This is a genomic window from Pseudomonas pharyngis (assembly GCF_021602345.1).
GTDB classification, from domain to species: Bacteria; Pseudomonadota; Gammaproteobacteria; order Pseudomonadales; family Pseudomonadaceae; genus Aquipseudomonas; species Aquipseudomonas pharyngis.
The window spans coordinates 71048-84544 of the sequence record NZ_BQID01000018.1 but is presented as its reverse complement, the minus strand read 5'-3'; the positions used below and the strand labels follow the sequence as shown (position 1 = coordinate 84544).

General features: G+C 60.7%; 12 protein-coding genes and 1 rRNA gene. 7 read left to right on the top strand and 6 right to left on the bottom strand.

Going from position 1 to position 13497, the window contains the following annotated elements; all coding sequences use genetic code 11:
* The 4 genes from rrf to L6D74_RS26510 form a co-directional block, all read left to right on the top strand.
* Positions 1-76 (top strand): 5S ribosomal RNA (gene rrf / locus L6D74_RS30375); the annotation flags it as partial.
* A gap of 147 nt (positions 77-223) precedes the next feature.
* Positions 224-883 (top strand): paraquat-inducible protein A, encoded by a 660-nt coding sequence (locus tag L6D74_RS26520; RefSeq protein ID WP_039766393.1) that lies wholly within the window; start codon positions 224-226, stop codon positions 881-883.
* Positions 870-1493 (top strand): paraquat-inducible protein A, encoded by a 624-nt coding sequence (locus L6D74_RS26515; protein WP_085649241.1) that lies wholly within the window; start codon positions 870-872, stop codon positions 1491-1493. Before L6D74_RS26520 ends, L6D74_RS26515 begins: the two co-directional genes overlap by 14 nt.
* Positions 1486-3789, top strand: coding sequence for a PqiB family protein (locus L6D74_RS26510; RefSeq protein ID WP_236191070.1), 2304 nt, complete (start codon positions 1486-1488; stop codon positions 3787-3789). Before L6D74_RS26515 ends, L6D74_RS26510 begins: the two co-directional genes overlap by 8 nt.
* A gap of 214 nt (positions 3790-4003) precedes the next feature.
* Here the strand turns inward: L6D74_RS26510 and mksF are convergent, their stop codons facing one another.
* From mksF to mksB, 3 genes are read right to left on the bottom strand one after another with little or no spacing between them, the layout of a single operon-like run.
* Positions 4004-6844 (bottom strand): Mks condensin complex protein MksF, encoded by a 2841-nt coding sequence (mksF, locus tag L6D74_RS26505; RefSeq protein WP_236191069.1) that lies wholly within the window; start codon positions 6842-6844, stop codon positions 4004-4006.
* Positions 6841-7542: an Mks condensin complex protein MksE gene (gene mksE, locus L6D74_RS26500; RefSeq protein WP_011335946.1), complete on the bottom strand. Its 702-nt coding sequence runs from the start codon at positions 7540-7542 to the stop codon at positions 6841-6843. Before mksE ends, mksF begins: the two co-directional genes overlap by 4 nt.
* Positions 7532-8812, bottom strand: a complete 1281-nt coding sequence (gene mksB, locus L6D74_RS26495; protein ID WP_170928981.1) for an Mks condensin complex protein MksB — start codon at positions 8810-8812, stop codon at positions 7532-7534. Before mksB ends, mksE begins: the two co-directional genes overlap by 11 nt.
* 231 nt (positions 8813-9043) lie before the next feature.
* Between mksB and L6D74_RS26490 the strand changes: the two genes are divergently transcribed.
* Both L6D74_RS26490 and rimI read left to right on the top strand, forming a co-directional pair.
* Positions 9044-9796 carry an energy transducer TonB gene (locus tag L6D74_RS26490; protein WP_236191072.1) on the top strand — a complete coding sequence of 251 codons (753 nt, stop codon included), beginning with the start codon at positions 9044-9046 and terminating at the stop codon, positions 9794-9796.
* Positions 9789-10241: a ribosomal protein S18-alanine N-acetyltransferase gene (rimI, locus tag L6D74_RS26485; protein WP_039766383.1), complete on the top strand. Its 453-nt coding sequence runs from the start codon at positions 9789-9791 to the stop codon at positions 10239-10241. The genes L6D74_RS26490 and rimI overlap by 8 nt, the downstream gene beginning before the upstream one ends.
* 129 nt (positions 10242-10370) lie before the next feature.
* Here the strand turns inward: rimI and L6D74_RS26480 are convergent, their stop codons facing one another.
* Positions 10371-10775, bottom strand: coding sequence for a serine kinase/phosphatase (locus L6D74_RS26480; protein ID WP_236191068.1), 405 nt, complete (start codon positions 10773-10775; stop codon positions 10371-10373).
* A 141-nt stretch (positions 10776-10916) separates the two neighbouring features.
* Between L6D74_RS26480 and can the strand changes: the two genes are divergently transcribed.
* Positions 10917-11561: a carbonate dehydratase gene (gene can, locus L6D74_RS26475; RefSeq protein ID WP_007951756.1), complete on the top strand. Its 645-nt coding sequence runs from the start codon at positions 10917-10919 to the stop codon at positions 11559-11561.
* 8 nt (positions 11562-11569) lie between these two features.
* Here the strand turns inward: can and L6D74_RS26470 are convergent, their stop codons facing one another.
* Positions 11570-12097: an SET domain-containing protein-lysine N-methyltransferase gene (locus L6D74_RS26470; protein ID WP_236191067.1), complete on the bottom strand. Its 528-nt coding sequence runs from the start codon at positions 12095-12097 to the stop codon at positions 11570-11572.
* A 181-nt stretch (positions 12098-12278) separates the two neighbouring features.
* A complete protein-coding gene (locus tag L6D74_RS26465) occupies positions 12279-13451 on the bottom strand; it encodes a hypothetical protein (RefSeq protein ID WP_236191066.1) in 1173 nt (390 codons plus the stop codon).
* Positions 13452-13497 lie beyond the last annotated feature (46 nt).

The window sequence follows — 13497 nt, the reverse complement described above, 5'->3', positions numbered from 1 at the left end:
CGAACTCAGAAGTGAAACGATGCATCGCCGATGGTAGTGTGGGGTTTCCCCATGTGAGAGTAGGTCATCGTCAAGATTAAATTCCGAAACCCCAATTGCGAAAGCAGTTGGGGTTTTGTTTTGTCCGTTGAAAAGTTTTACTCGCGACAGCGAACAAATTTGCACAGTTATTTTCGAATCAGAACACTAGAATAGCCCCACCTTTTTCGGAGCCAGAGCCTTTATGTCAGATCCGGTTGGCGCCCAAGGGCTGTCAGAATTACCGCTGGAAGACTTGGTGGCCTGTCACGAGTGCGACCTGCTGATGCGCAAGCCAACCCTTGCTCATGGCGAAAAAGCCCTCTGCCCACGTTGCGGTTACGAACTGTATGCCCATCGCCATAATGTGGTGCAGCGCAGCCTTGCCCTGGTGATTGCGGCATTGCTGTTGTACATCCCGGCAAACTTTTTACCCATCATGCAGCTCAATATCCTCGGGCAATCCTCGCAGGATACGGTATGGAGCGGCGTGCTCGGTCTGTTCAACACTGACATGCAGGGCGTTTCGATCGTGGTATTTCTGTGCAGCATGGCCATACCGCTGCTCAAGCTGCTCTGCCAGTTGTTCGTTTTACTCACAATTCGCTTCAATGTCGGCCGCAGCTATGGTCTGTTGCTCTACCGCATTTATCACCACCTCAAAGACTGGGGCATGCTTGAGGTCTATCTCATGGGCGTCCTTGTCGCGATCGTCAAACTGGCGGACATGGCGGCCATCACCGTCGGCCTCGGTCTGGCATGTTTCATCGGTTTGTTACTGGTTCAGGTTTGGCTCGAAGTGGTGATGTCGCCGCACCAGATCTGGCAGGCGTTATCAGGAGAAGATGCCCATGCGGGCGATTGATGCAGGCATTCTGATCTGTACCGAATGCCACGAACTGAACAGGCAGGATACCGACAGCGATGTGCAGACCTGTACCCGATGCGGTGCGCTGGTTCACGCCCGGCGGCCCAATAGTCTCGCGCGAACCTGGGCGTTGCTGATCACGGCCGCGATTATCTACATCCCGGCCAACGTACTGCCGATCATGACAGTCAGCTCGCTTGGTCAGGGGGATCCCAGCACGATCATGTCCGGTGTCATCCAATTGGTGCAGCACGGCATGATTCCCATCGCCGCCGTGGTGTTCATCGCCAGTATCCTGGTGCCGACCTTCAAGCTGGTGGGCATCGCGCTGCTGCTGTTTTCCGTACAGCGCCGCCAGCCCTTGTCCGCACGTCAGCGGATCTGGATGTACCGCTTCATCGAGTTCATCGGCCGCTGGTCGATGCTTGATATTTTCGTGATCGCCATTCTGGTGGCGGTCGTCAACTTCGGCCGGCTTGCCAGTGTCGAAGCCAATCTTGGCGCCATCGCCTTCGCCACTGTGGTGATTCTGACGATGCTCGCCGCTGTCACTTTCGATCCCCGACTGATTTGGGATAACACGGAGTCGGACGCCGACCATGACTGATTTGCCTGTAGCGAAAACCCGACCGGCTTCGAACTGGTCTGCCATCTGGGTGCTGCCCCTGATCGCCCTGATTATCGGCGGCTGGCTCGGCTGGCGTGCCTACAATGAAACCGGTATCGAGATTCAGGTGCGGTTTGAAAGTGGTGAAGGCATTCAGGCCAACAAGACCGAAGTGGTCTACAAAGGCATGCCGGTCGGCAAGGTGAAAGCCCTCAAGCTCGATGATGAAGGCAACTCCAAAGGTGTCATCGCAACTATCGAGATGAACAAGGATGTCGATCAGTACCTGAAGACCAGTACCCGTTTCTGGCTGGTCAAACCGAGCGTGACGCTGGCCGGGATCACGGGTCTGGAAACTCTGGTATCGGGTAACTACGTGGCTATCAGCCCCGGTGAAGGCGAACCGACCCGAAAGTTCAAGGCCCTGGCCGAAGAACCGCCGCTGTCGGACTCCAAGCCCGGCCTGCACCTGACGATCAAGGCCGATCGCCTCGGTTCGTTGAATCGCGGCAGCCCGGTGTTCTACAAGCAGATCAAAGTCGGTCAGATCAAAAGTTACGTGCTGTCGGAAGACCAGAGCACGGTCGAGCTCAAGGTGTTCATCGAACCGACCTACGCCAAACTGGTGCGCAAACACACACGATTCTGGAATGCCAGCGGCATCAGCATCGACGCCAACCTGTCCGGCGTGAAAGTGCGCAGCGAATCCCTCGCCAGCATCGTCGCCGGCGGTATTGCCTTTGCCACCCCGGAGAACCGCAAGGACAGCCCGCCCACCGATCCAAGCCTGCCGTTCCGTCTCTACGAAGACTTCGATGCGGCCGCCGCCGGCATCCGCGTGAAGGTCAAACTCAGCGATTTCGAAGGCCTGCAAGCCGGGCGCACTCCGGTGATGTACAAGGGCATTCAGGTGGGCAACCTGAAAGCGCTGAAGATCGATCCGGACCTGTCCAGCGCGACCGCCGAACTGACCCTTGATCCGCTGGCCGAAGACTATCTGGTGACCGGCACGCAGTTCTGGGTGGTCAAACCTTCGATCTCCCTGGCCGGCATCACCGGTCTGGAAGCGCTGGTAAAAGGTAACTACATCGCCGTGCGCCCAGGCGACAAGGGCGGCGCTCCGCAACGCGAATTCGAAGCCCGACCCAAAGCGCCGCCGCTCGATCTGCGCTCACCCGGCCTGCACCTGGTGCTGTTCACCGACACCCTCGGTTCGATCGATGTCGGCAGCCCGATCCTTTATAAGCAGGTCAAGGTCGGTTCGGTACAGAGCTATCAGTTCTCCAAGACCCGCAAGCAACTGGTGATCGGCGTCCACATCGAGAAGGAATACGAAAACCTGGTCAACGCTTCGACCCGGTTCTGGAACGTCAGCGGTGTCACGCTGACCGGCGGTTTGACCGGCGGCATTCAGGTCAAGAGTGAATCGTTGCAGACCCTGATGGCCGGCGGCATCGCCTTCGAAACGCCGCAAGCCAAGGCACCGCTGCAAAAACGTATTCCGCGTTTCCGTCTGTTCGCCAACCATGATGAAGCGAATCAGAAAGGCGCGGTCGTCACCATCAAGGTCGATCGCGCGGACGGTCTGCGCAGCGGCACCCCGGTGCGCTTCAAGGGGCTGGATGTCGGCAAGATCGAAAGTGTCGACCTGACCGATGATCTGCAATCGGTGATCCTCACCGCGCGCATCACCGAAGTCCCGGAGAAGATCGCCCGGGTCGGTAGCCAGTTCTGGGTGGTCAAACCGGAGTTGGGGCTGATCAAGACCTCGAACCTGGAAACCCTGGTCACCGGCCAGTACATCGAAGTGCAACCGGCAGCCAAGAACCTCGGCCCGCAGAAGAACTTCGTGGCCCTGGCCAATGCGCCGGAAGTCACCAAGCAAGAGGCTGGCTTGAGTCTGGTACTGAGCGCTGCCCGTCGTGGCTCGCTGAAACCGGGCGTGCCGGTCACCTACCGTGAGATCACCGTAGGCAAAGTTACCGGTTACGAACTGGGCCAGACCGCCGATCGCGTACTGGTACACATCCTGATCGAGCCGAAATACGCGCCACTGGTACGCAGCGGCAGTCGCTTCTGGAACACCAGTGGCGTCGGTTTCGACATCGGGCTGTTCAAAGGCGTAACGGTGCGCACGGAGTCGCTTGAGACAGCTATTCAGGGCGGCATTGCCTTCGCCACGCCGGACGGCGAGCAGATGGGCAACCCCGCGCGCGCCGAACAAACCTTCCCGCTGTTCGACAAGTTCGAAGACGAGTGGCTGAACTGGGCACCGAAAATCCCCCTCGGTAAATAATTCGGGAAATATGGGGCGTTGTTGAGGACGCCTTCGCGAGCAAGCCTGCTCCCACAGGTTTTTGTGTTGAATACAAATTTGTGTAAGACATCAATCCCTGTGGGAGCGGGCTTACCCGCGAATAGGCCTTGTCATTCAGCACAAAATTCCAAGACATAAAAAAGGGCCGCGATCCAATGGATCGCGGCCCTTTTTTGTGCTCGTCAGTTACGCATCAAACCGCATCCAGCTCCGGCTCGTCGGCCTGGACATTGACGGTGGCCTTCACCACATCGTGGCGACGGATGTACTTCCAGTCCGCCTCGTCGATGTAGATCCCGGCCGGGCCGCTGCCGCCTTCCAGGTCGATGGCGACACTGGCGCATACCTGCGGCTTCACGCTCGCCAGAATCGGCACGAAGCCCAGTTGCAGGCTGGTTTCCAGCAGCGCAGCCTGGTTCTTCTCGTCGATGTCCGCCGCCTCGTCGAGGTAGTACGGCAGGCGCACGCGACCGGCCAGGTCGCGGTCCATCAAGTGCAGCAACAGGTACATGTTGGTCAGCGCCTTGATGGTCATCGTGGTGCCGTTGGACGCCGCGCCATCGATGTCGGTGTGGATAACTGGCTGGCCGTTGACCTTGGTGATCTCGAACGCCAGTTCGAACAAGTCCTTGAGGCCGAGCTGGTTGTGGTTCGCCGCCACCAGCCGCGCCAGGTATTCCTTGGCCTCTTCGTTCTTGTTGTCCTGTTCCGCACTTTGGCTCAGGTCGAACACCGACAGGGTTTCGCCTTCTTCGTACTGACCGGCGCTGTGGATGATCTGGTCGATGTGCTTGAGCGCTTCCTTGTTCGGCGCCAGCACGATGCGGAAGCTCTGCAGGTTGGACACCTGACGCTTGTTGATCTCGCGGTTGAACAGCGCCAGTTGGTGCTCGAGGCTGTCGTAGTCACTGCGGATGTTGCGCAGGGTCCGTGCGATATCGGTCACGGCTGCACGACGGGCCTTGCCCAGGGTCAGGGCTTCGTCGGTACGGTGCGCGTAAGCGTTGATCAGCAACGACAGGCGGCGCTCCATGTCGTCTTCACTGTCGAACTTGGCCACGCCCTTGAGGCGCACCTGCGCGTACAGTGCCTCGATCTGGCCATCGGCGCGCAACAGGCCTTGCCAGCTGTCCTGATAGTCATTGAGCAGCGGCAGCAGGTTGTCCATCGAATCGTCGACCGGATCCATGAACGGTGTGCCGAATGGCAGGTCCGCCGGCAACAGCTGACGACGGCGCAGGGCGTCGTCGAGGGTGCGTTGCTTGGCTTCCATGTCGGCGATCTGCCGGCCGACCAGTTGCAGCTTGGCCGACAGCTGCTGGACGCGCTCGGTGAACGCATCGCTGGAACGCTTGAGTTCGTCCTGCGCGGCTTCCATCTGCGCCAGTTGCTCCAACTTTTCGCCTTCTTCGGCGCTCAGGGTCTGGGTGCGGCGGAAGTCTTCCAGCGCTTTCTGCGCATCCAGCACCTGCTGGTACAGCGCTTCGGTCTGGGTCTTGCTCGCGGCGCGGTCAGCGGCCACGGCTTGCTGGGTCTTGAGTTGCTTGAGCTCTTTTTCCAGACGCTCTTTCTGATCGCGCAGCGCCGCACGGTCGGCCAGTGCTTGCAGAGCCGGCGGCTCGATGTGCGAGATGTCGATCGACAGGCCCGGCACTTCGAAACGCTCGCCCTTGAAGCCGTCGAGGATCAGTTCGACGGACTTCACCCACTCGCCATCGTCGTCGAGGGTGATGCCGTGTTCGCCCAGCGGCAGGCTGAACAGCGCGCTGTTGAACAGACGCATCAGGCGCTCGACGTCCTGTTGCGAGAATTCTTCGCGCAGGCGGGCGTAGCTGTTGTTGTCGGCGTGATCGAGTTGCTGCTTCACCGACTTCAGACGCTTTTCCAGATCGCGAAGACGTTCTTCGAGATCCTCGGCGCTGAACTGGCGGGACTGCGCCAGCGCACCGGCCAGTTCGTCGTGAGCGTCCTTGGCTGCCAGCAATTGCTGCTCAAGAACCTTGACGTCATCGACCAGGGCGAAGCGGTTCTTCAGCACCGACAACTCGCCGAGCCAGCGCTGGATGCCGGAGATTTCCCGCTCCAGACGCATCAGTTCCTGAGTGCCGCCACGCTGATCGTTTTGCAGATCGTCCTGCTCGCGACGGTAGTGTTCGGCCTGAATCGTCAGTTCTTCCTTGCGCGCCGTGGCGTAGTCCGACCAGGTGCCGAGCAACGAGTCGAGCAGCGGCGACAGGCGATGCAGTTTGCCGCGCAGTACGTCGCGCTGTTTCACGCCGTTGGCCAAGGCTTCGACCAGCGGGCCGGCAGCCACCAGCGAGTTGTAGTCCTGTTCCATGCGACGCACATCGCGGAAGGCTTCTTCGCATGCAGCGATGTAATCGACGCTGCCGGAACGCAGGCTGTGTTCGAACGCATCGAGGAACAATTGCTTGAGCTTGGCCGCGGTGATTTCGCGCATGTGCAGCAGGTTGATGAACAGCGCGCGGAAAGTCTTCAGGCTCTGCTCGCTGGTGGAGCGCAGCGGGATCAGCGTCAGATCCAGCGGGATCGAGGTGTGACCGCCAACCAGCAAGCGACGCAGCTCATCAGGCTTGAGTTCGTAGGCTTTCAGGCCTTCTTTCTCAAGGTTGCTGAATAGCTCTTTCTGCCGCAGGCAAGTGTCGTTTTTCTGGTAGTGCGCCAGATCGAGCTTGCCGGCGTAGGCAAAGAACTGGTGACCGAAACCACCGCCCGGGCCGCGACCGACCACGCCGATCACGTGAGGACCGTGGGGCAGGTTCACTTCGACGAGGATGTAGCTGGTGTCGGAGGCAAAGTAGAAGCGCCGGGACTGCTCCAGGCTGTACTTGCCGAAACTCATGTCCGACATGCGCGCCAGGATCGGGAACTGCAAGGCGTTGATCGAGGCGGATTTGCCGAGGTTGTTTGCGCCGTAGACCGACAGCGGTTCTTCCAGCGGGAACAGGCCGAGGCTGTAACCGGCGGTGTTCAAAAGGGCAAAGCGGCGGATGCCGTAGCGTTCCTGGCTCATGCGTCGGACTCCTGTTCTTCGGCAATGGCGCGGGCCAGTGCGTCTTCTTCGCTCTCTTCCTCAAATTCGCTGAGATCGAGCGGGTCGTCGGTGGCGAGGAATTTCGCCTCGGCCTCTTCGTCGATCAGCACCGGTGCCGGCAGGGGCAGAACGCTGTGCACGCTGGCCGCCAGATCGCGGTCCTGCTGAACCGACAGGCAGACGTCGAGGAAGCGGTGCATCGGCGGCAGGAAACGGTACACGCCGTTTTCCTCGCTGGCGAAGCCGAGCTGGGTCATGCGGCGCATGATTTTTTCTTCGAGTTCTTCGACGGTCTGCACTTCGGCCTGGATGAACAGGTCGCGGTACTTTTCCAGCAGCGACGGCAGTTCTTCACGGCCGAGGCTGCCACCGTCGAGCACGGCGATCGGGTCGCGGCCCTGATCGGCCAGATGTTCGACCAGGATGAAAGTGAACAGCGCCAGGCGCTGGGCAGTCTTGTTCACCGCCGCAGCCGCCATGTCCGGCACGAAGTAATAAAAACCACGGGTGTCGCAGACGAGTTCGAAGCCCAGTGCCTTGAACAGCGTGCGGTATTGGTCCTGGAAGTTCGACAGTTGTGCGTACAGCTCCGGGTCGCGGCGGCTGACGTGGTAACCCTTGAACAGCTCGCGGAAGATCGGCGCGAGTTGCGACAGTTCGGATAGATCAAGATGCATTGGGGATGCTCGCAGAATCCTCGGCGGCGGTGTCGGCGGCCGAGAGCAGGGCGAAGGAGCGCAGGCTGACCTGGTGCTCGTGAGTGTGATATTCGCGGCGTTCCAGACGCTCGCGCTTGAAGCGTTTTTCCCGCGACAGGCGCGAGAACCAGTAAAGCAATTCGTCGGTCGCGCCGTCCGGCTCCTGCTCCAGCAGCCAGGTCATCAGGTCCGGCATCGGCAGGGATTCTTCGCAGCGGTCGACCATCTCGCGCACGGTGCGTGGTGCGCGCGGAGCATCGCCGGTCTTCTGTGATTTGTGCGCCTTGGGGAAACGCGCCGGTTTCGGCTCGAAACGGGCCAGGGCGTAGACGTAGGCTTCAACCTGGCTGGCGCTGCCGAGGAAGGTGCTTTGCGGCCGGGTGAACAGCGGCATCGCGGCTTGCGGTACGGCGTCAATGCCTTTGCGGCGGATCGCGGCGAGAGCCAGTGCAGCACCACGGGTCACGGCGTTGTGTCGGCGAGCCTCTTCACGCAGCGGCAGCAACAGTTCTCGGGCGTGACGCAAGGTCAACTGGGCACTGGTCTGCATTTCGAGGATGCGCGCGTGGGTGCGCAGCAGCATGTCGTCATCGACCAGATGGCCGAGGCGCTGCTGTTCGCTGAGCATCTTCAGCAGCACGGTTTCGACCTTGCGCACGCCTTGCTCGAAGGCGCCGTCGGCGTTCACCAGATCGATCATCGGCTCGACATATTCGTCCCAGGTCGCCAGCACTTCGGCATAACGCTGACGCAGCGGAATCTGCCGGTCGCTGGTCTTGGCCCGTTCGGCCACGGCCACCAACGCCTGTTCGTCGTTGTCGAGTTTCTTCAGAACGTCGCGCACGCGCATGTCGAGCAGACGCAGCTGACGGGCCAAATCATTGCCGTCACGGACGTCGAACGCATCCTGGATATAACCGGCCAGACGCTCGAGGTGACGCAGATAGGCTTCGATTTCCAGGCACAGGCCCAGACGGTGTTCCCGGCGCAGGTAGGCGAGGAAGTCGTGAATCTGCGCATTGAGCTCGAAACGGTTCGGGCTCTTGGCCACGGGAACCAGAATGTCGAGGCGGATCCACACGTCGAGCAGGCTGGTAATGTCCTGCGGCGTGCTGTCCAGTTGTTGGGCGGCCAGTTGCGTGCGCAGTTCGTTGAGGCTCAGGGTGCCCTGGTCGAAGTGCTCGCACAGTGGCTCCAGAAGTGCCCAGTGTTCAGCGAGGGCGCGCAAGACGCGCTTGGGTTCGATCATCGGAATGGCCGGCTGGTTGGCGATTAAAAGCCGCGATTGTACTGCATCACGAAGGATGCGATTCACTCTCGGGACGGGCTGTCGCTTTTCTTTGCGTCAAGGTATCGGTCAAGACTATCGATCAACAGCGCGCGATCTTGAGCGAAGGGCGGTAGAATCAGCGCACTTCAGTTATCCACAAGTGGCCGACCCTTGCTAATCGAGTCCCGCCGCCGCGCCTATTTGAACGCCATGCAGGTGGTCAATTGGCTGCCGCGCACCGAATTGCCCTTTGCCGCGCCGTCGCGGCCCGAGCTGCTGGACATGCCCGAGCCCGAGCCCGGGATTGCCGCGCCGGTGATTCCGGCAACCCCGGCCGAAGCGCCGGAGCAGCCAGCTGCGCGTCCGGTCGAGCGGCCGAAGATCGAGGTTCCGCGACCTTCGCTGGCCAGCACCCGTACGGGCGCCAAACCGGTCGAAGAAGTCGACGACACACCCGTGGTGGCCAAGCCGGCGCCGGTGCCGCCACCGCGTTTCGCCCTGCAATTGCTGCGCGCCGGCCGTTGCCTGCTGCTGGTGGAGTTACCCAAAGGCGAAGCCTTCCAGTCGCGCGATCCTGCCTATCTGTTGCTCAAGGACATGCTGCGTGCCGCCGGCCTGCCGGACGCGCCGCAGATTGTCGGTGAGCCGGTGCGCTGGCCATGGCTGAATCGCGGCACGATGGATCAGGGCCCTGAAGCGGCCCGGGATTTCGTCCAGGGTTTCCTGTCGGTGCAGATGGAGGCGGCGCCGTGCGCCTGCCTGTGGCTGATCGGCCTGCCGGCGGTGCGCTTTGCCGGTGAGGCGGATGCCGAAGCGTTCAACCGTGAATTGCAAATCGAGGGTCTTGGCCTGGCGTGGGCCGTGCCGGGGCTGGAATTGTTGATGGAAGAGCCACAGCGCAAGGCCGCCGTGTGGCAAGCCATGCGTCGGCTGATGGCGCGCTGGAAAGAATCGAATGAGTGACGCTGTATCGTTTCGCCCGATGACCGAGGCGGATCTGGACGCCGTGCTGAAGATTGAATTCGCCGCGTACAGCCATCCGTGGACCCGCGGGATTTTTCTCGATGGCCTGGGCAAGTACCAGATCTGGCTGATGTTCGAAGGCGAGCAACAGGTGGGACACGGGGTGGTGCAGATCATTCTCGATGAGGCGCATCTGCTCAACATCACGGTCAAGCCGGAAAACCAAGGGCGCGGGCTGGGGCTGACCCTGCTCGAATACCTGATGTCCCGCGCCTACGCCGCCAATGCCCGGGAATGTTTCCTGGAAGTGCGCGACAGCAATACGTCGGCCTTTCGCCTGTACGAACGTTATGGCTTCAACGAGATCGGCCGGCGTCGGGATTACTACCCGGCGGTCGGCGGGCGTGAAGATGCCGTGGTCATGGCCTGCACGCTCGTCGACTGATCCTTTTTAAAAGCTTCGCGAGCAAGCCCGCTCCCACTTTGGGATTGAGTCGTTCACAAATGTAGTGATTCAATCAAAACCAATGTGGGAGCGGGCTTGCTCGCGAAGGCGTCATATCAGGCAACGAGATTAGCGCTTGCGATCCAGCGGATCACGCCGCGCCAGTTCCGCTTCATCCAGCCCATTGCCGCCGCCGATGTCGTCCTCGTCGACCACGCTCAGATCCCAATCCGCCGGGTTGCCTTCGCCAGCTTCCTCGGCGTCCCGCGCACCGTCTTCATGGATCAGGGTTTCCGGGCTCAGGTCATCGTCGGTTGGCTCGTGATCGGCGGTCGATGCCCCGGTGAAACCGGCTTCGCGCACGCGCTCGCGCGGCATAAGCTGCTCGCGCTCGCGTTCAGGCAGTTCATCGCCGATCTTCGCACTGGGCTCTTCGTCGTCGAAATCCAGTTCGTGCACCGACCCCATGCGGTCTTCGTTATCATCGATGGGCTCCGGTTGCACCGCATCGTACGGACGTCGTGAATCAGTCATGGCAAATCCTCATACTGTGGGCCTTACTGAGGTGGACTCACCAGGCGCGCGAGAATTCAAAGCAAATCACCCGCGATCCCTGCGTGACCCCGACGGGCGGTCGACTGTCATACCAGCGCATCTTTCTTGAGGCCTTACAGCATGCATGACTTACAAGACCTGATTGATAACAACGAGCGTTGGGCTGACGCGATCACCAAGGAAGACCCGGATTTCTTCGCCAAGCTGGCCCGTCAGCAGACGCCTGAATATCTGTGGATCGGCTGCTCCGACGCACGGGTGCCGGCCAACGAAATCGTCGGCATGCTGCCGGGCGATCTGTTCGTTCACCGCAACGTCGCCAACGTGGTGCTGCACACCGACCTCAACTGCCTGTCGGTGATCCAGTACGCGGTGGACGTTCTCAAGGTCAAACATATCCTGGTGACCGGGCACTACGGCTGCGGCGGTGTGCGGGCGTCGATGCAGGATCGCCAGTTCGGCCTGATCGATGGCTGGCTGCGTTCGATCCGCGACCTGTACTACGAAAAACGCGAAGAACTGGCCAAGCTGCCGACCGAAGAAGAACAGGTCGACCGTCTGTGCGAGCTCAACGTGATCCAGCAAGTGGCCAACGTCGCCCACACCAGCATCATCCAGAACGCCTGGCATCGCGGGCAGAGCCTGTCGATCCACGGCTGCATCTACGGCATCAAGGATGGTCGCTGGAAAAGTCTGAACACCACGATCAGCGGTTTCGAGCAATTGCCGCCGCAGTACCGTTTGCGTCCGGTCGGCGCGCCTTGATCGGTCGTTCAGCGTAAACCTTGCCGACGCCGCCAGTTCAGCAAATAGCGCTGGCCTTCAAGATTGGGTGTTTCGTCGTAACCGGTGATCCACCCACGGCAGTTCGAGGACCCGCAACCACAGGCAAACTGCCGCAGTAGTTTGTCTTCGGTGGCGGTGTAATCGATGGTCAGCCTTTCACCCTCCACAATATCGCGCAGGGCCCATACCCATAACTCGCTCATGTCGAGAAAGGTGTTCGGGTCGCAGGAATGCTCGAACGCGCCGCAAAAACGCGGATCGTAGAGGTGGATACCGGCCAGCAGTTGCCGGGTCTGCCGGCATCGATAGGGCAGCAGTTGGCCAGAAACCCGGCACATTCGGGTGATACGCAGGAATGCCCGGCATGCTACGACAGCGGTGGCCACGCCCTCGGGATCGTGAACAATCTCGAAATCCTGCTTCGACGGAAATCCCATGCGCACGGGGAGCCCGGCAAAAGGATAAATGCCCTCGGTATTGCGCGCCGGTTTACCCGGTAGTGCGTAAGTGTTCATAACGGTCCCTGTTGGCTTCGGTGTCGCGACTTCCCTCGGCTGGCGTCCTGTCAGTCCTGCAACACGATGATTGGATCCAAGATCGCGCAAATCACACTAACGGTCTACTGTCAGATCTGACAGGCGAAATAGACGCTTTCCCGGGTCAGCCAGGGCTGACACGGGAAGAACGTCCGATTGCTCAGAGGTGGGCGGCGGGCGCGGCCATGTCCGGCAATGGGCTTTTCAGCTCTTGCAGCTGGGATTTGACCGGTGAGGTCGAGCAGGTTTTGTCCGCTTGTGCCACGGTCTCGTTGCGGATCGTGGTGTAGAACAGCTCGCAGGTCTTGGCTTTCTGCGTCACTTGCCAGGTCTGGGTACAGCTGTTGAGCAGTGTCTTCGGATCGGTGCCCGGTTTGCTGCCCATCCCGGCCTGCCAGCAGGCGGCGCTCAAGTCCTGACCCATCACCTTCAGACCCGCCGCATCGGCCTTGGCCTGGGCATCGTCGCCGGTGTAGTTGCTCGGGTCGGCGGCATACCAGATGTAGCTCGGGTGGTTGGAGCCCAGCACCGGCACATTTACGCCCGCACTCGGGCTGATGGTCGCCAGGCCCAGTACATTCACGCTCGCACCGTATTGCTGCTTGATCCAGTTACGCACCGGCGCACCAAAGGCAACCATTGGCAGTACGGCGCCGCTGGCGTTCTGGCTGACCTGCTTGACCATGGTGGTCTGGTAGTCCTTGAAGTAGTCGTACACGCCTTCCAGATCCTTGCCGGCGCTGGCAGGCGCGGCGATCGGGGCGATGTCGACGATGGTCTGGTAGGCCGGCGTCTGGTCGGCGGGGATGCCATTGTCGGTCAGCAGCGCGGCCCAGCGGTCGGTGGTGTTCGAGCGCAGGTAATCCTGGGCCTGGGTCAGCGAGTAATCCGGCGGGAAGTGCAGCAGCTCGACACTCTTGCGGTTTTCCAGGGCCATGCCCAGTGGCAGGAACAGGTACCAGCTGTACGCCCATTTGCCGTCGGCGTTGAGCTTGCTGGCGCCGTTGTACGCCAGATCGCCGGCGTCCAGCAGCGCGGTCAGCGGTTTGTCGTAGCCCTGTGGTACGCCGCTGATTTCGGCATAGAGCTGATCGTTGTCGTTTTTCACCAGCACTTTGGCGTTGGTGTAGCCGTCACGCTGCACGCTCTGGCTCAGGTAATGGGCGACGGTCTGCTCCAGCGTCCAGTTGCGAAAGCAGATCACGCTGCAATTGTTGGGGTAGGCGAAGAGGCGGGTGACGCGTTCGGTGCTGCCCAGTTTCAGGTCGACATCGGCGTGGGCGGCGGCGCTCAGCGTGAGCGCCGCGAGGGTGAGGCCTGCAAGTTTCAACATGCTCAGATCCTTTTCAGCGAGGGTAAAACCTTGGTGGAGGGCAATC

What these genes read in the sequence shown, in the direction of transcription:
- L6D74_RS26520 (WP_039766393.1), top strand. Translation starts at nt 224, where the DNA reads ATGTCAGATCCGGTTGGCGCCCAAGGGCTGTCAGAATTACCGCTGGAA.
- L6D74_RS26515 (WP_085649241.1), top strand. Translation starts at nt 870, where the DNA reads ATGCGGGCGATTGATGCAGGCATTCTGATCTGTACCGAATGCCACGAA.
- L6D74_RS26510 (WP_236191070.1), top strand. Translation starts at nt 1,486, where the DNA reads ATGACTGATTTGCCTGTAGCGAAAACCCGACCGGCTTCGAACTGGTCT.
- mksF (WP_236191069.1), bottom strand. Translation starts at nt 6,844, where the DNA reads ATGAGCCAGGAACGCTACGGCATCCGCCGCTTTGCCCTTTTGAACACC.
- mksE (WP_011335946.1), bottom strand. Translation starts at nt 7,542, where the DNA reads ATGCATCTTGATCTATCCGAACTGTCGCAACTCGCGCCGATCTTCCGC.
- mksB (WP_170928981.1), bottom strand. Translation starts at nt 8,812, where the DNA reads ATGATCGAACCCAAGCGCGTCTTGCGCGCCCTCGCTGAACACTGGGCA.
- L6D74_RS26490 (WP_236191072.1), top strand. Translation starts at nt 9,044, where the DNA reads ATGCAGGTGGTCAATTGGCTGCCGCGCACCGAATTGCCCTTTGCCGCG.
- rimI (WP_039766383.1), top strand. Translation starts at nt 9,789, where the DNA reads ATGAGTGACGCTGTATCGTTTCGCCCGATGACCGAGGCGGATCTGGAC.
- L6D74_RS26480 (WP_236191068.1), bottom strand. Translation starts at nt 10,775, where the DNA reads ATGACTGATTCACGACGTCCGTACGATGCGGTGCAACCGGAGCCCATC.
- can (WP_007951756.1), top strand. Translation starts at nt 10,917, where the DNA reads ATGCATGACTTACAAGACCTGATTGATAACAACGAGCGTTGGGCTGAC.
- L6D74_RS26470 (WP_236191067.1), bottom strand. Translation starts at nt 12,097, where the DNA reads ATGAACACTTACGCACTACCGGGTAAACCGGCGCGCAATACCGAGGGC.
- L6D74_RS26465 (WP_236191066.1), bottom strand. Translation starts at nt 13,451, where the DNA reads ATGTTGAAACTTGCAGGCCTCACCCTCGCGGCGCTCACGCTGAGCGCC.